At 52.7% G+C, this 15,510-nt stretch carries 16 protein-coding genes; 4 read left to right on the top strand and 12 right to left on the bottom strand.

Going from position 1 to position 15,510, the window contains the following annotated elements; genetic code table 11:
• Window positions 1-90: 90 nt before the first annotated feature.
• From cooS to DPO_RS25610, 8 genes are all read right to left on the bottom strand, one after another.
• Window positions 91-2,052 (bottom strand): anaerobic carbon-monoxide dehydrogenase catalytic subunit, encoded by a 1,962-nt coding sequence (gene cooS, locus DPO_RS22095; protein WP_006968607.1) that lies wholly within the window; start codon window positions 2,050-2,052, stop codon window positions 91-93.
• 161 nt (window positions 2,053-2,213) lie between these two features.
• The gene (locus tag DPO_RS22090; RefSeq protein WP_006968606.1) at window positions 2,214-2,966 is read right to left on the bottom strand and encodes an N-acyl homoserine lactonase family protein; all 753 of its coding nucleotides are present in this window, start codon (window positions 2,964-2,966) and stop codon (window positions 2,214-2,216) included.
• A 44-nt stretch (window positions 2,967-3,010) separates the two neighbouring features.
• Window positions 3,011-3,403 carry a NifB/NifX family molybdenum-iron cluster-binding protein gene (locus DPO_RS22085; protein ID WP_006968605.1) on the bottom strand — a complete coding sequence of 131 codons (393 nt, stop codon included), beginning with the start codon at window positions 3,401-3,403 and terminating at the stop codon, window positions 3,011-3,013.
• A gap of 114 nt (window positions 3,404-3,517) precedes the next feature.
• Window positions 3,518-4,741: a diaminopimelate decarboxylase family protein gene (locus DPO_RS22080; protein ID WP_006968604.1), complete on the bottom strand. Its 1,224-nt coding sequence runs from the start codon at window positions 4,739-4,741 to the stop codon at window positions 3,518-3,520.
• On the bottom strand, window positions 4,738-6,015 hold the full coding sequence (locus tag DPO_RS22075; RefSeq protein ID WP_006968603.1) for an ATP-grasp domain-containing protein: 1,278 nt from the start codon (window positions 6,013-6,015) through the stop codon (window positions 4,738-4,740). Before DPO_RS22075 ends, DPO_RS22080 begins: the two co-directional genes overlap by 4 nt.
• Entirely contained in the window at window positions 5,984-6,955 is a 972-nt protein-coding gene (locus tag DPO_RS22070; RefSeq protein WP_006968602.1) for a GNAT family N-acetyltransferase, read from the bottom strand. The genes DPO_RS22075 and DPO_RS22070 overlap by 32 nt, the downstream gene beginning before the upstream one ends.
• A complete protein-coding gene (speD, locus tag DPO_RS22065; RefSeq protein ID WP_006968601.1) occupies window positions 6,956-7,357 on the bottom strand; it encodes an S-adenosylmethionine decarboxylase in 402 nt (133 codons plus the stop codon).
• Between the two features lie 32 nt (window positions 7,358-7,389).
• Complete coding sequence (locus tag DPO_RS25610; RefSeq protein WP_006968600.1) at window positions 7,390-7,554, bottom strand: hypothetical protein; 165 nt, start codon at window positions 7,552-7,554, stop codon at window positions 7,390-7,392.
• Window positions 7,555-7,989: 435 nt separating this feature from the next.
• Between DPO_RS25610 and DPO_RS22060 the strand changes: the two genes are divergently transcribed.
• Genes DPO_RS22060 through DPO_RS22050 form a run of 3 tightly spaced genes read left to right on the top strand, consistent with a single transcriptional unit; the run spans window position 7,990 to window position 11,979 of the window.
• Window positions 7,990-9,468, top strand: a complete 1,479-nt coding sequence (locus DPO_RS22060) for a sigma-54 interaction domain-containing protein (protein ID WP_006968599.1) — start codon at window positions 7,990-7,992, stop codon at window positions 9,466-9,468.
• 3 nt (window positions 9,469-9,471) lie between these two features.
• Window positions 9,472-9,870 carry a hypothetical protein gene (locus tag DPO_RS22055; protein WP_006968598.1) on the top strand — a complete coding sequence of 133 codons (399 nt, stop codon included), beginning with the start codon at window positions 9,472-9,474 and terminating at the stop codon, window positions 9,868-9,870.
• Window positions 9,871-9,888: 18 nt separating this feature from the next.
• Window positions 9,889-11,979: an ATP-binding protein gene (locus DPO_RS22050; RefSeq protein WP_006968597.1), complete on the top strand. Its 2,091-nt coding sequence runs from the start codon at window positions 9,889-9,891 to the stop codon at window positions 11,977-11,979.
• A gap of 22 nt (window positions 11,980-12,001) precedes the next feature.
• Here the strand turns inward: DPO_RS22050 and DPO_RS22045 are convergent, their stop codons facing one another.
• From DPO_RS22045 to DPO_RS22035, 3 genes are all read right to left on the bottom strand, one after another.
• On the bottom strand, window positions 12,002-12,394 hold the full coding sequence (locus DPO_RS22045; protein WP_006968596.1) for a hypothetical protein: 393 nt from the start codon (window positions 12,392-12,394) through the stop codon (window positions 12,002-12,004).
• A 92-nt stretch (window positions 12,395-12,486) separates the two neighbouring features.
• A complete protein-coding gene (locus tag DPO_RS22040) occupies window positions 12,487-13,437 on the bottom strand; it encodes an AEC family transporter (RefSeq protein WP_006968595.1) in 951 nt (316 codons plus the stop codon).
• 85 nt (window positions 13,438-13,522) lie between these two features.
• Window positions 13,523-14,272 carry a Mut7-C RNAse domain-containing protein gene (locus tag DPO_RS22035; RefSeq protein WP_006968594.1) on the bottom strand — a complete coding sequence of 250 codons (750 nt, stop codon included), beginning with the start codon at window positions 14,270-14,272 and terminating at the stop codon, window positions 13,523-13,525.
• Between the two features lie 219 nt (window positions 14,273-14,491).
• Here DPO_RS22035 and DPO_RS22030 point away from each other — a divergent pair, with 219 nt between their 5' ends.
• Window positions 14,492-14,719, top strand: a complete 228-nt coding sequence (locus DPO_RS22030; RefSeq protein ID WP_006968593.1) for an addiction module protein — start codon at window positions 14,492-14,494, stop codon at window positions 14,717-14,719.
• A gap of 37 nt (window positions 14,720-14,756) precedes the next feature.
• On the opposite strand, the gene DPO_RS22025 is transcribed toward DPO_RS22030, so the two are convergent.
• Window positions 14,757-15,510, bottom strand: a 754-nt coding sequence (locus tag DPO_RS22025) for an IS1634 family transposase (protein WP_040012236.1), incomplete at its 5' end; no start/stop codon positions are given.

Here is a 15,510-nt window from a genome sequence, read left to right as displayed (position 1 = left end):
TTTTTCACCGGCCGGCAGGACCGGTTGCCCGAGGTGCCGGAATGAGGGGTGGGTGGCTGCGGTTGACATCCGCAGCCACCCCGGAAATCATCAGGCCAGGGCCCGGCGGTCGTTCATGTCCACCAGGACTCTTTCCCGGGCCTTGTCAATGCCCAGCTGACTGCGTTTCTTGTCAATATGATCGATCATGAGTCTGGCAATTTCAATGGGGTCCTTGGCCATGCCCCATTTGCCGTATCCCTGCTGTTCCAGTCCGTTGAACAAAAGATCATGGAACCGGGTGCCGGAAAGAGCCGGAAATCCCACACCAAATACCGTGTAAACCCCGGAAGACACAAAATACTGACCAATGGCCAGGGCTTTTTCACTCATCCATTCCGGCGCACACCCGGCTGCGGGCAAATCGGCAATGCTGTTGCCCAATCCCCCGGCCTTGACCATGGCGGAGGCCGCAATCAGAATTCGGGTGTTGTCCACACAGGACCCTAAGCCCAGTACCGGCGGCATGCCCACGGTCTCACACACCTCGGACAGTCCCGGTCCGGCCAGGGCCGCGGCTTCCGGCGTGAGAAAGCCCGCTTTGGACAAGGCGATCTGGGAACATCCCGTCTGGAGCACCAGCACATCGTTTTTAATCAGTTCCCTGACCAGTTCCACATGCACGTAATCCTGCTTGACCTTGGGGTTGGTGCAGCCCACCACCCCGGCCACGCCTCGGATCCGGCCGTTGATGATATTGTCGTTCAACGGAGAATAAGACCCTCTGAACGTGCCGCCCAGCATGTATTCGATGTATTCATGGGAAAATCCCTGGATCCCTTTCTGGACCTGGTTGGGAATCTGGATCGGCTGGCTTCGGGACCCGAACCGGGAGATGGCCTTGATCAGGACTTCATCCGTGCAGGTCCGGGGATCGGTTTCGTCAAATTGAATGTGGGTGGCGCCCTCGATGTGTGCCCGGTCACTGGTGGTGATCAGATGGGTGTCATAACATTTTGCCACCTGGGCCAGTCCCTGCTTGATGCACTGGATATCCACCACCATGGCATCCACGGCCCCTGTGACCAGGACGGCTTCCGTGGACGAGAAATTGCCGGCATGGGGAATCCCGTGACGGGACATCATCTCTGCGCCCGAGCAGCACATGCCCACCAGGTTGATGCCGGCGGCCCCCTTGTCTTTGGCAGCCTGGATGAAGAACGGATCGTTCACCCCCGCCAGCATGCCTTCAAACATGGCGGGTTCATGCCCGTGGACAATCACGTTCACGTGATCTTCCTTGAGCACCCCCATGTTCACTTCCGCCACAATGGGAGACGGGGTGCCGAACATGATGTCGGACAGTTCCGTGGCCACCATGGAACCGCCCCAGCCGTCGGCCAGGGCCGTGCGGCTGATCTGTTTCATCAGGTGGTTGTAATCCTGGTCGCACCCGATGTGGGTCCGGCTCATCATCTCCATGACCTCTTTCATGGCGCCTCTGGGCACGATGCCGTCTTTGCGCCACAGTTCCAGGGTGGCGGCGGGCACCCGTTTCATAAACGGCATTTCTCCGTCCACATTGGAAAAGGTTTTTTCCAGCTCGTCGCACAGGTCTTTTGCCACATCTTCTACAGACCGGTCTTCAGTATCAATGCCCAGCTCGGTTGCCAGATTTTGCAGTTTCCGGGTATCGGCAATGGAAAAATCAGTCACGCTTTTTTCGATGATCCCTTTGAACAGATGAAGGATGTGCTGGCCGTGATCGTTGTGGGAAGCCGATCCCGTGGCCACATTCCGGGCCAGGTTCCGGGCCGTGATGGTGTCGATGGTGGCACCGCAGATGCCGACTTTTTTGTACGGGTCCCTGGGATTGATGCGGCAGGGCCCCATGAAACAATGTTTGCAGCAGGCCGATTCCACGCCGATGGGGCAGGGTTTCATGTCCACGGCCCGGTCCAGGTTGAGAACAACGCCGTCTTTTCTGGCTTTTTCCAGCATCTGGCGGGTGGCTTCACAAGTGGTTAAATCCGATGCCGGCACCTGTTTGGTGACAGGGATATCCTTGGGCATAATCATCTCCTTGAAAATCAGTTTATGAACAAATTTTTTTTACGATATCTATGGAAGAGACAATCGGTCGCCCGATTGCCGGTTTATCTTCCCCCTTATGAAGCTTAAGATACACAAGGGAAAAGATTTATTCCTTGATTTATATCAAAAAATCAGAAAAATTACGCGCCGATCACGTCAATGGCTGCAAACCGCGGTTCGTGCAGGGGAATGAGAATGTCCGCCTGTTTTTTCACGGTTTCCAGAATATTATATGCCTCGTAGACATCCACATGGGTGCCCGGCGGGATCACAGCCATTTCCATTCCTAAAATTTCCGGCGGTGGATCCATGTTTTCGTCAATAATGCAGAATCCCGTGATGGCGGCTTTTCCTTTGGGCGTATCCACCAGCACGGTCATGCCGCCCGAGGTGTGGGCCGGGGTGTGGATCATGCGGATGCCCGGGACAATGTCCGTGTCCGCGGTCAACACCTGTATCTGGCCGTTGTCTTCAACATCCTCGATATAGTCCTCCAGATACCGGTAATCCAGGGGATGGGGATTGTGCACCGCTTCCAGTTCTTTTTCATGAACAAAGAACCGGGCGTTTTCGCATTTATAATCATTTTCGCAGTGGTCCGTGTGCAGATGGGTGTGGATCACGATGTCGATGTCTTTGGGCGTGAGCCCGTGGCGGGCCAGCCCGTCTTCAAAGGTGTATATTTTGCCCTTGATGGCCGCTTCCCGGTCTTCGGACTGAATGGGGTGCATCTCGCCCGTGTCCACTAAAATGGTCTGATCACTGCCTTTGATAAGCCAGGCATAGATGGGAATGGTATAAGTCTGGCCCTGGCCGTGCTGATACGTCATCATGCTTTTATCAAATACTTTGGTTCCTAAGACAATGGGATGAATGGTCAATGATCCGGTCATGATATATCACCTTTATGCTGAAATAATGGCAGTCAGGGTTTGATTCAGTGATGATGTCCGCAACCACCCTCTTTTTTGTTTTTCTTGCCCTGGCACAGATCGAACATGTGAAACAGCTTAAGATCGCCGGATTTCATCAGTTCTAAATTTTCGCCCACCGTGTCTTTTTGTGCGGCATAGACACGGATGTCCGCGCTGTGCATGTTTCGCTGCCCCCCGTCTCCGATACACTTGGTGACCACGGCATCCACGGATTCCGCTTTGTCAAATATCCCGGTTTTACATCCGGCATTGGGGTTTTCAATTTTCTGGTTGGTCCGGGGCTGGATCTCTCCGGTTTCCAGATCCACCACCAGAAACAGCTCTGCCACGCCGAAATGGTCGTTGACCAGGCTGTCCAGTCCTTTATCTTCTTTGACCGGGAATGCAATTTTCATGGGTCCCTCCGTTAATGATTGGGTGATATGCCGGACGATTCTGCCCGGCAACAGTTATAAGAATAATGCATTCCCCGGCAAAATCAACCGGGATGTCCGGCAGATGCCGATTAATTACAGGAGGATTGTTTCTGGCAACGGTTTGATAAATGACTGTCTGAGACTGTAGGTGTAGGCGCCCTGAAAAGGGATCATCAGAATATCCCCTTCCTGAATGTCCGTGCCGAAAAAAGAATATCCCCAGACATCATGGGGGGTGCACAAGGATCCTAAAATGCGGCAGGGCTTTTCAGTCAGGCCGGGCCGGGTCAGGTTGAGCACGGGAAAATAATCGGTTTCAAACCGCTCCCAGCCCACGGCATTGGTGCCGGCATCCGTGATCACCATGTCCGGCATTTTTTTGTCAATGACCTGAATAAGGATGTGCATGGCATCATGGCAGATCCACCTTCCGGGTTCAAAGCAGATACAGAAATTCCCATGAGGCAGCACATGGCGGGTCAAGGCGTTGGACAGATCTCTGGCAAAGGTTTCCACGGGGGCGGCCGGCACATGAAAATGGCGCAACGGATCATCCGACACCAGCCATTCCCCTTTTTCCGGCCAGTACCCGCCGCCGATGTCCATGAATTTGCAGTGGGCCAGAAACTCAGGCGGCATGGCGGACAGCAGACCGCTCAAGCTGGAAATGATCTCAACCTGCCGGTCCGGGGTCATGTTCCAGGAGGAATGAAATTGGATCCCCGTGCAGGTCAAAAATGGGTGGGCGTCAATTTCCTGTATCAGGGGACGCAGCTGGTCCGGCATGATACCGAATTTCTGCCACAACCCTTGAGGCTGGCAGTTCAGCCGGATCCCGGCGGATAAATGCTGCTTTTTTTCCGCCAGAATCGCCATCAATCGCCGGCATTCGCCCATACTGTCCATAAGCAGGGTGACCCGGTCCGGATGGTTTGCCGCCATTTTCAGCTCCGGGTTTGTTTTGCCCGGACCGCTGAAAATAATGTCCGGGGCGTTCAGGTCCAGGGCGGCTGCCAGCTCCATACCCGACGACACATCCAGGCCGAATCCTTCCCCAAGCAGAATGCGGGATATCTCAGGCATGGAATTGCTTTTCATGGCATAGTAAAACCGGGTGTGAGCCAGGAGGGACGCAAACGCGGTCCGAAACCGGGCGGCCTGGCGGATCAGCATGGCCGGGTCCACCAGATACAGAGGCGATCCATGGGTTTTAACACAGTCTATATAGCGCTGAGATTGATCAAACAGCGGCGCCACCTGGCTTGTGAGAAAGTCAGATGTCATTTCAGGATAAGAAACATTGGTCTGCAAGGTCATCGGATCTCTATTTCCAGGTGCCGGGCCAGCAGCGAACACCGGGTTTCAGGAAAATGCCATCCATAGGTGTCAAAGATGACATGTCCCAAAAACCAGGAATCATAATCATCCGGCGGCAGGACAATCTCGTGGCCGGGTTGTCGGATCAGATGAATCTGTTTGACCCGGGGCTCTGATGCCAGTTGCCGGGCATCGATCGACTGAAGAATCCCGCTTTTTTTGGCATGAATCCGGATGGCCATGTGGGGGGAGAACTGGTAATCACAAGGGTTCCATGGCCGGTTCCGGGCCACATCCAGAGCCAGTTTTAAAATATCCAGGTTCCCGGAGATATCCAGCAGCCAGGGCAGGCAGTCGCCGCCGGGACGGGGGGTCATTTCTATGAGATAGGGCCGGTTGTTTTTGATCACAAAATCAACCATGCAGATACCCGTGTCAAGACCCAGGGCCCGGGCCGCTTTTTCAAGAATATGGGTCACCATTTCCACGGGCACCTGCAACGGCAGGTTCCCGGGAACCTCATATCCGGCCGCCGTGCCAAAGGGCATGTTTGCGGGAATGATTTTCCGGGCCACCCGGATCAGGGTCAGACCGGTTTTGGTGAGAATGAAATCCGCGCTGTATTCCGGCCCGCAGATCCGTTCTTCGGCCAGAATCAAATGATCCGGATGCGCAAACAACGGGTTTTCTTTTCTTTTTTCCAGGCCGGAAACCATCGTGTGAAACGCGGTTTCCGCTTCTTTGGGGCTCCGGCATTGAAATACCAGTTCGCTGCCGCTGCCCCGGGCCGGTTTCAACACCAGCCCGGCCGTGACATTTTTAAAAATGGGCATCACATCATCGATATGGTGAACCGGCCACACCCGGGGGCAGGGAATGTCACTGGCCTGCCATATCTGCTTGGCAATCCGTTTGTCCCGGCAGTTCAAAATAGCGGATTCGTCAGGATATGAAAGCGTCAAGGCCCTGGCCAGCCGGGCCGCCGTGACCATGGATTCACAGTCAAAACAGGCGATCCCATCAGGTACCTGAGCATAGGTGTCCATGTGAGCGGTCAACGCCTGAATCAGAGAAGCGGTGTCTGACAGGTCCCATACCAGTTCTTCGGATGGCTCCGGCACGGGTTCCCGGGCTGTCTGCCGGACATGCGGGGCTGTGATAAAAAGCGCCTCATGGGGATACCGGGTCCGGATCCATTCAATGTAATCGGCCGTGGTGCCCACCACCAGCACTGTGGGTGTCTTATGCACAGCGGATGTGTCCGTGGTCTGCATGAATGCCGGACTCCTGAAGCATGGTATGGGTGGTAATCTGGTACAGGGGAACAGACGTCAGCCGGAACCGCTGTTTCCAGTTGAAATCCCCGCACAGAAAATCCACGTATTTCAGGTGTCGGGTGCACGCCCATTGCAGATGATGCCGGTTGATGAGCTTGGCAACACCGGGAAATTCCGGATGGGTGCCGCCGGCCAAAAGCGTATAGGTGTCTTTCCACACGGCCCCCATGTCCACGGCCGCCAGTTTGCCTGCGATGTGCACACAAGTCATGCGAAGCAGTCCCATTTTGTTGAAAAATTCCGCCAGCAGTTCAAATGAACGAAGAAACCGGGCATCGTGAAAATAGGCATCCTGCCCGAATGCCGCCACATTCATTTGAAACAGCTGGGCCATATCCGACAGGGTGCCTTGGGAGATGCAGACATCCCTGGCTTCCAGTTTGCGGATATCTGCATTCAGTTTTTTCCGGGTTTTACCGGGTATGGACTGCCAGTAGGTATGAAAGTCAAATCCAAAAGACGCGGGAAAAAACAGATACCGGGTTTCGTCCGGAGCCAGCAGGCCCGTCGGATTCATACCGGTCCGGTATTTGATGTACCGCAGATCCACGGGCCCCGGCACGGCATCCAGAAGCGTTTCCAGGATTTCCGGAGATTGCGCGATAATCCGGTTCTGCTCAAGCCAGGTCCGGCCCTGCCAGGTTTCTCCGGGAAACTGGACAAACGTGCCGGCATCATCATTTCTGCATAAGGCCAGCAGACCCACGGGCCGGCCGGCCTGTTCGGCCACATGAAACGCCAGGGGCCGGTCAAAAGCTTTGTGAAAGCACCACCTGACCGGCCACAGATCGAACAGAACCCGTCCGGGCCACAGGCTTTCCCATAATTTCCTGCAATGGGCCGGGTCCTGGTACAGGACATGTTGTATGCCGCTCATTTACAGACGGTGGGTGACGGAGATTCTGGAAAAAGACCCGCCGAAACTGGTTTGGGAAAACTCACGGACCACTTCCGGATCATAGGCTTTACAGCTGAACACATCCAGGTAAACGGTATTGGTCAGGTTGGCGAAATGGGCGGAGATCAGGGAGGTTTCAATCAACTGCACCATGGAAAACCCCGCCACTTTTTCATCTTCGCCAAAATGCACCACCTGGGTGTCACCAAAGCGCTTCATTTCGATCAGATCGCACAGCTGTACCACAAATGATTTAATGTATTCGGCATCCCGGATTTTTTTGGGGTCACATTCATAAATGTCGATGGCAGATGCAATGCCCCAGGCTTCGGGCATGGTTTCCAGGGTGACGTTTGATTTGATGCAGCTATATACGTTCATTGAAGATTTCCTTTTTTTAAGGCAGCGCACAGCTACCATTTGGGTTTGGTTCGATTTTTCTGATACGGTTTTTTTTCTGATTCTTTCCGATGATTGTGGCGTTCCTGACGGTCTTCCCAGCTCAGGTCCTCTTCCTGGGTTTCCTTGAACTTCGGGGCTTTGTGTTTAGATCGTCGGTTGCTTTCTCTTTGAATCATGTCTAACCCTTCCTGGTTGTTTTTTTTCTTTCATTTTTCCGGTCCGAAGGTTTTCCGAAATCCGGCTTGTTCTGTTTTGGATCATTTAAAACATCTGGATCAATTGGACCACCTGGGACAAAGCAGAAATTGTGCCACAGGCATATTATTTTTATTTTCTTAAAAATCAGTGAGTTATAAAATTTTATTTTTTCAGGACAGGATTAGATTTCGGTATTTTTTTACCACAAACACAATTTCGGCCGTTTGATACTGAAAATTTTGCAGATCCAGGTGTGGACATGTCATTAAAAGATCCTTGTCTAAAGGTCGAAACCCCGGTTTTTTCTGGATTTTTTGGGTGAAGTGCTGTATTTTTTCCGAAATCGGTATAAAACAGTGATATGAAATTCGGTATTCATTTACCACAATATACGTGCTGAGGAGATTTTTTCTGTGCTGACCCGGCTTGTGTGTGCCGTCAAAGAAAAAAAACTGGCTGCTGCCATTGAAAAGCGGCTGGCCCAGGCGGATATCCGGCTGACGGTGTTTCATCACCCCCACAACACCTGGCAGGACCTGGTGAGAAGCTGTGCCGATGTGTTTCTTGTCAGCCGGACCCTGATTCCCCGGCCCGTGGATGCCAGTGTCGCTATCTTGAACAATCTGCCGGAAAAACCCATCACCATTATTCTGGATGACCGGGAATCCTCCAACGCCCATGCCAATCTTCTGGGCGCGGGTGCGGATATGGTGCTGTATGCGGGACTGCCGCCGGACCGGCTGGTGGAAGCCATTGAAACCACCCTGACGTCCCGGCAGCAGTTCTATGATTTGAACCGGTTTGATCACCGGGGCCGGTCCCAGCCCCGGCTCCATGATTTTACTTCCACCAGCCGGGACATGCAGATGTTTCTGGAAGAGGTCCACCAGGTGGTGGCCACGGATGCCAGCCTGTTGCTCCAGGGGGAGACTGGCGTGGGAAAAGAGCATCTGTCCAAAGCCATCCACGCGGAAAGCCACCGGTCAGGGGGGCCGTTCATTGCCTTGAACATGGCGGCCATTCCCGATCAATTGATGGAAAGTGAGCTGTTCGGTCATGAACAGGGTGCGTTTACCGGTGCGATCCGGTCCCGGAGAGGGGCGTTTGAGCTGGCCCACGGGGGCACCCTGTTTCTGGACGAGATCGGAGAGATGCCGTTGAAGACCCAGTCCAAGCTGCTCAGGGTGCTTCAGGATTTCGAGTTTATTCCCATTGGCGGGGAAGCGCCTGTGTGGGTGGATGTCCGGGTCATCGCCGCCACCAACAAGGATCTGACCCGGGAGGTTGAAAAAAAAAGATTCCGCCAGGATCTGTATTACCGGCTGGGGGTGATCACCCTGACATTGCCGCCGCTGCGGCAGCGCAAAGAAGACATTCCCGTCATGGCCGAACAGTTTCTGATTCAGCAGGTCCAGCGCATGGGACGGGATATTGACGGGTTTTCAGAGGATGCCGTGCATGCCCTGTGCGAATATGCCTGGCCCGGTAACGTCCGGGAGCTGATGAATGTCATTGAACGGGCTGTATTGCTTTGCCGGTCGGATCGGATTACACTGACGGATCTGCCCTCCGGATTTCAGTTGACAAAAGAAATTCCCGGAACCTGGATCCATACGGATGACACCGATCCAGAGACCGCCTGGGATGGCCGGACCCTGGATCAGGTCACATCCCGGGTCATGGCCCGGGTGGAGAAAAAATATATTGAAATGGTGCTTGAAAAAACCCGGGGCCGGGTGGGGGAAGCAGCCCGGATCGCGGGTATCCATCCCAGAGGACTGTATGGAAAAATGAAGAAACTGGGAATTGACAAGGACCGGTTCAAGACGGGTAAGGACCGGGAAAACGCCCATGCGGCCCGTGAAACGCGTGTGACAGAAAATCAGGGATAATTCATGACGTTAAAAGAGATGGCACCCAAAACCGGACCCAGTGCGTGGAAGATTCCTGTATTTTGTCTGTGTCTTGCCGTGGTCCTGGTGTATGCCAAACCGTTTCTGGCCGACCGGATATTTCATCCGGACCCCATGCCCGTGATTTCCGATACCCGTTCTGATTCAGATATCACCATTTTATACCATGAACGGCCGCCCTATTATGTCACCGGCCCTCTGGGCATATACGGCCTGTTGCCCGAAAATTTCAAATTCGTCCGGTTTTCAGATATGCCCGGGGGAAACCAACGGTATTTGTTGTTCAGCCAGACAACGGATACGGCCATTATTGACCGAGTCAATGCCGCCATGATTGAACAGCGTGCTGCCGACCGGGCAGACCCGGCAAAAGATGAGTGATATGAAAAGAGGCCTGCTTTGATCCGAAAAAATAATACGGCCGTTGCCGCGATTCTGCTTGTGGTCCTGTTCGGCACCCTGGTGTTCATCCATGAGGTCCGGGTCCGGGAAAAAGCCCATCAGGGTATTGCCGTCCATGCCGATATTGTGGCCAATGCCCTGTGGAACCATAACAAGGAAGGGGTTTCCCAGTATCTGATGCTTGCTGCAAAACTGGAAAACTATGCCTCGGTCATGGTGATGGATACCCGGGGGAATGTGTTTCAAAAAGTGTCTGGCATCTCTGCCGGCATCCTGGATCGGTTTTTTTCACCTTTGAAACTGGTCCCGCGGCAAACCCTGGTTTCACCGGTTCGATATGATGACAAAATCATCGGCACCCTCCAGGCGGTCTGGGTCTGCAACACGATTTATTTTGATGCCATACTGCTGGTGATACTGGTCATGGTGTTTGTCATTTTTTTGCTGTACACGCGGGTGGTGAATGAGAAAAAAATGCTGGAAAACCGGGTGGCTCACCGCACGGGAGAACTGTCGGAACTGAACAAACATCTGCAAAAAGAGATTGAAGAACACAAAGCGGCAAAACAGGCCCTGGAAAAAAGTGAAGAGCGATACCGGGCCTATTTTGAAGAAAATATCGCCGGGGCTTATATTTCAACCCCTTTGGGCCGTCTGATTGACTGTAACCGGAAATATCTGGATATTTTCGGGTTTGAAAATAAATATCAGGCATTGAACACCCCCATCACTGACATCTATAGTCGTCGTGAGGAACGCAGGCAATTTCTGGATACCCTGGTTGAAAACAGGAAAGTGTCTGCCTATGAAACCAAATTCAGGAAAACCGACGGCAGCCTGATTCATCTCATTGAAAACGCGGCCGCCGTGTTTGATGAAAACGGCCGCCTGGATCATATCCGGGGCTTTCTGCTGGATGTAACGGAAAAACACCACCTGGAATTGCAGCTTTTACAGACACAGAAAATGGAGTCCATCGGACGGCTGGCAGGCGGGATAGCCCATGATTTCAACAACATGCTCAATGTGATTCTCGGGCATGCAGACCTGGCACTGGATAAACTCGATTCTTCCGCACCCTTGTACAACCATGTGCAGCAGATCCGGAATGCGGCCACACATTCCGCGGACATCACCCGGCAGCTGCTGGCATTTGCCAGGAAGCAGACCATTTCCCCCCGGGTACTGGATCTGAACCGGACCGTGGAAGGCATGCTCACGATGCTGCGCCGGCTTTTGGGTGAGGACATCGATCTGGTGTGGGAACCCGGTGACAACCCCGGGGCCGTGCAAATGGATCCCTCCCAGATTCACCAGATCCTGGCCAACCTGTGCGTGAACGCCCGGGATGCCATCAAGGATGTGGGGCATATCACCATAAAAACACAAACCAAAGTATTTTATGAACAGGAAGATTCTGATCTTTCAGGGGTGATTCCGGGGGAATTCGTGCGGCTGCGCGTGACCGACGACGGATGCGGCATGGATCAGCATACCCTGGACAATCTGTTTGATCCTTTTTTCACCACCAAGGAAGTGGGAAAAGGCACGGGCTTAGGATTGTCCACGGTGTACGGCATTGTCAAACAAAACCAGGGGTTCATTCATGTGGATTCCCGGCCGGGAAAAGGCGCCACATTCGATATTTTCCTGCCCCGGTACAAGGATGCCGTTGTGACGTCAAAAAAAGAGTCCCCTGAAAACATTCCGGCGGGCAACGGGGAAACCATACTGGTGGTGGAAGATGAAACCGCCATACTGGAACTGCTTCAAACCATGCTTGAACAACTGAAATACACGGTATTGGCAGAAACATCCCCCCAAGCGGCCCTGGATCTGGCCAAAACCTGCCACGGCAAAATTCACCTGCTCATCACGGATGTGGTCATGCCGGAAATGAACGGCCGGGACCTGGCCCGGCAGATGACTGCACTTTATCCAAAAATCCGTTTGTTGTTCATGTCCGGCTACACGGACAATATCATTGCCGGACAGGCCGGGGAGATCCCCCAGACATCGTTTATCCAGAAGCCCTTTTCCATGCAGGACATTGCCGGAAAGGTCCATGACATATTAACCGGATCATAACCGCCGCCCCTCTTTTTCAGGCTTACCTTGAAAACCGGATAGATACGGCCGTGACAATTCCCCAGACCCAGTTGTAAACAATCACCAGACCGGGAGTCCACATGCCCAGATCCATGCCGGCAAATCCTTTGCCGCTGACATAAGGAAAAATATAAAAAAGCTGAACCGCTGTGGGAAAAAGACTCAGCAGACTGCCTTTGAGCATATACCGGGATTTTAAAAAAGGAAGGATGAACACCAGTCCCCAGATGCCGCCCCACACGATTCTGGGATACAGCCACGACGGTGTCAGGGCCGGTGCAATGGATACGCCCAGCCACTGGGCAACCCCGTTTTCTCCAAACTGCCATACCACAAGGCTGTTGGCCAGAGCGCCGATACACCCGGCTGAAAAACAGATCATAAGATTTTTCATGATGGACCGATCCTTTGATTAATTTTTCTGTATGCGTGACAAAATCATGATACGGCAAAACCGGGTGTAATGCAAAAGAAAACCCGCCGGCATCAGCCCGCGAATGTCTGCCACAAAGACAACCACAACGGCATGGCCAGGATGCACACCAGATACTGGAGCAGCATCATGCTGGCCACGGACCGTTCATCCCCGCCATAGTTTCTCACCATGAGAATCAGGTTGGTGGCCGGCGGGGACGAAGTCTGGAGGATGATGACGCTGCAAAACAGCGGCATACTCTGATAAAGCCCCAGCCCATACATCACGGCAAAGGCGGCTGCCGGCATCAGAATGAATTTAACCCCTGTGACCCGGATCACATCGGCAAACGGCGGCATGTCTTTCAAAGAAATGCCGCCCAGGGTGGCACCCAAAATAAACACGGCCAAAGGCACGGTGGCCTGGCCCAGCAGGTCCATGGCAGACAACAGGCTATCCGGTATGGCCGCGGATGTGCCGGATACCACCAGAAAGATGGCGGCCAGGGTCGCCACCAGGGGCGGAGTGACAAAATCCTGCCACCGGATGGCGGCATCCTTGTCCCCGCTGATCAGCACCTTGCCCACGCTCCACATGATGGGAGACAGGCCCAGGATCAGCAGAAAACAATACAGGGCCAGCCGGTCGAACTGGTCCGGAAACACCAGCTGTCCGATGGGCAGCACAATATACACGGCGTTCTGAAAGCTGGCCATGGAGATATACGCCCGTTTTTCCGGTCTGCGGCCGAACAGCGCAAATGCCATCCCCAGCCCGGCCAGACTGATCAGGACCCCGGACAGCGGCAGAATCCACCATTGGGCAAACCCGGACGGATCAAACTGGCTCACGGTCTTGACCACGATCAGACAGGGCAGAAAAATGTTCACGGTCACGGCGGACAGGGCCTGGATATGGGTCTGGGAGACAATCTTTGTGCGCACCAGGACCCCGGCAACAGCCGAAATGATAAACAACTGGAAAACAGCGGAGAAAACCGTGGTAAATGTGGGGAGGAACATAAGCCTGTCGGGTCACTCCTTTAAATGGAAGTGTTAAGTGTTAAGTTTTCAGTTTTAAGCAAATGACTGCCTGCCTTTGATTTTATCATTTGTCGGGGTTTTTCAGGCCAAGAGAGGTGAAGGTTTTTTTCATGGCATCATAATGGGAGCCTTTCCAGAATACTTTCCCACACGTCGGGCATTGGAAAAAGTCGAAAAAATATTTTCTGGTTTTGGGCTCCAGCCGATGCAGGATATCGGTTTTGGCCACTTTTTTCAGGGGCCGGTTGCACCGGGGGCACCGGGAAAAAAACGCGGTCTGGTCCCGGAGCCCGAAAAAATCCACCACCTCCACCACCTGGTCATAGGGCAGATTGGCCCGGATTCTTCTGGCAAACACGATTTTTCTGCGCTTGAGCAAGGTCGTGTCCCGGGTCAGGACAATGCGGGATTCCGATTCAGACAGATCAGCGATCTGTTCATCGGAAAACGATGAAGAATATGCCACGTCAAATCCCAGCAGAATCAGCAGCCGCCCCAGTTTGAGCACATTCACATCCACAATGAACCGGACCCGGTCCAGAGGTTCCGGCCGCAGCATGGACGGGGACCTCACGTCAAAGGGCGCATCCACGGCATGGATATCCAGTTTTCCCGGCGTATCCGGAATAAAGGAAAAATCAATATCCTGATCATTGAAACAGATCCTTCCCACCTCCGTATGGGGAACCCCCAAAGACTCGATGATATCCTTGACCGATGCGCTGCGGGTCAATGGATATGCCAGATCCTTTTCTTTATGGCTTTTCGCCAGAAAAAAATCAAATGCCGGATCAAATGTTATCGAAATCGTCACCCTGTATTTGTACTATGCCGGCACAAAATTTCAAATGGTTTTTTATCCTCAGTCAGGCGAAACAGGTTCCGGTCAGGATCAGCCTTCAGCAGAACACCAGGCATCACTGAATTTATGAACCATTGAAGGTTCTTGTTGTGTTCTGGAAAAATCAATGTTATCAAAATGATGATAAATTCTTCTTGCCCACTTGGGCCAGTACATTTTTAAGGTGATCAAATGAGACCAGATCAAATCAAAGATGAAATCAGCAGGCTGGAGCTATCTGAAAAGTTGCTTCTTGTTGAAGATATTTGGGATGCCATTGCCGCCAGCAATTCTGAAATACCCATGCCTGAATGGCAAAAGCGGGAACTGAAAAAAAGATATGAAGAATATAAGCAAGGAAGCTTGGAATTGCATGATTGGAAGTCGGTGCACAAGGGTCTGCGCGATAAATACAAATGAAACTGCGTTATACCCTGAAAGTCGGCTAAAGCGTACACTATTCGGTAACCACTCCCAAGTACTTCAAGAACAGTCTGTCTCTGGCCACTGATTCGGTGGACCATCGATAGCTGCCCATGGCAGTCTGTACCTTTGTGGTTTCAATGCAATCGAACCAATCCAGGATTTGAGCGAGAGAGCGTTGTGCAAGCCAGTTTCCCAATTTTTTTTCGAGCTTGATAAGTGATTTGGTTTTTCCGGATTCATTTTTCCCGAACTTGGCCTGTACTTCCTTTATTTTTTTCATCAGGAAACAATGATAGCCCAGCGAGATAAATTGTGTGAATTGTCTTCCGCGCAGATTGTCCGGGTACCATGTGCGCGGTCGCGCACCGTCGAGTCTCCCTTTTTGCACGGCAAAGAGTTCTTCAATTTTTTCTCGCAACCGATAGTTTTCAAGTGCTGTAAATGTGTCCATAGTCTGATTGCTGACCAGAGCGAAATAACCGAAGTACCTCTTTGCTTCGGTAATGGCTTTATCATTGAAGCCCACCTTAAGCTGCCCCCCACGCCCCTTTTTGGAACAGGTCAGGTACTTGTCTATTTTCTTTTGCGCAGATGGCGTGAACTCGGTTTCTCCTCCTTGTATTTGCGCCTTCAGTTCAAGCAGATCCTTACGGAAGGCGAGTTCTTTCTTGGCTTCGTTGTCCGGAGAATAGTAAACATGCACATACAGGCGGCGCGAGAACGTTTCTTTCTCACCTGCAACTTTCCTGTTGCGTGATCGCTGGCGTGTCCGGCTAAACTGGTGC

Source organism: Desulfotignum phosphitoxidans DSM 13687 (assembly GCF_000350545.1).
GTDB lineage: Bacteria > Desulfobacterota > Desulfobacteria > Desulfobacterales > Desulfobacteraceae > Desulfotignum > Desulfotignum phosphitoxidans.
Note: the sequence above shows the minus strand (reverse complement) of the source record. Positions and strands in the feature narration are given on the sequence as shown.

Excerpts from the sequence above, each read along its gene's own strand:
- cooS (WP_006968607.1), bottom strand. The coding sequence starts at position 2,052 with ATGCCCAAGGATATCCCTGTCACCAAACAGGTGCCGGCATCGGATTTA.
- DPO_RS22090 (WP_006968606.1), bottom strand. The coding sequence starts at position 2,966 with ATGACCGGATCATTGACCATTCATCCCATTGTCTTAGGAACCAAAGTA.
- DPO_RS22085 (WP_006968605.1), bottom strand. The coding sequence starts at position 3,403 with ATGAAAATTGCATTCCCGGTCAAAGAAGATAAAGGACTGGACAGCCTG.
- DPO_RS22080 (WP_006968604.1), bottom strand. The coding sequence starts at position 4,741 with ATGACCTTGCAGACCAATGTTTCTTATCCTGAAATGACATCTGACTTT.
- DPO_RS22075 (WP_006968603.1), bottom strand. The coding sequence starts at position 6,015 with ATGCAGACCACGGACACATCCGCTGTGCATAAGACACCCACAGTGCTG.
- DPO_RS22070 (WP_006968602.1), bottom strand. The coding sequence starts at position 6,955 with ATGAGCGGCATACAACATGTCCTGTACCAGGACCCGGCCCATTGCAGG.
- speD (WP_006968601.1), bottom strand. The coding sequence starts at position 7,357 with ATGAACGTATATAGCTGCATCAAATCAAACGTCACCCTGGAAACCATG.
- DPO_RS25610 (WP_006968600.1), bottom strand. The coding sequence starts at position 7,554 with ATGATTCAAAGAGAAAGCAACCGACGATCTAAACACAAAGCCCCGAAG.
- DPO_RS22055 (WP_006968598.1), top strand. The coding sequence starts at position 9,472 with ATGACGTTAAAAGAGATGGCACCCAAAACCGGACCCAGTGCGTGGAAG.
- DPO_RS22045 (WP_006968596.1), bottom strand. The coding sequence starts at position 12,394 with ATGAAAAATCTTATGATCTGTTTTTCAGCCGGGTGTATCGGCGCTCTG.
- DPO_RS22040 (WP_006968595.1), bottom strand. The coding sequence starts at position 13,437 with ATGTTCCTCCCCACATTTACCACGGTTTTCTCCGCTGTTTTCCAGTTG.
- DPO_RS22030 (WP_006968593.1), top strand. The coding sequence starts at position 14,492 with ATGAGACCAGATCAAATCAAAGATGAAATCAGCAGGCTGGAGCTATCT.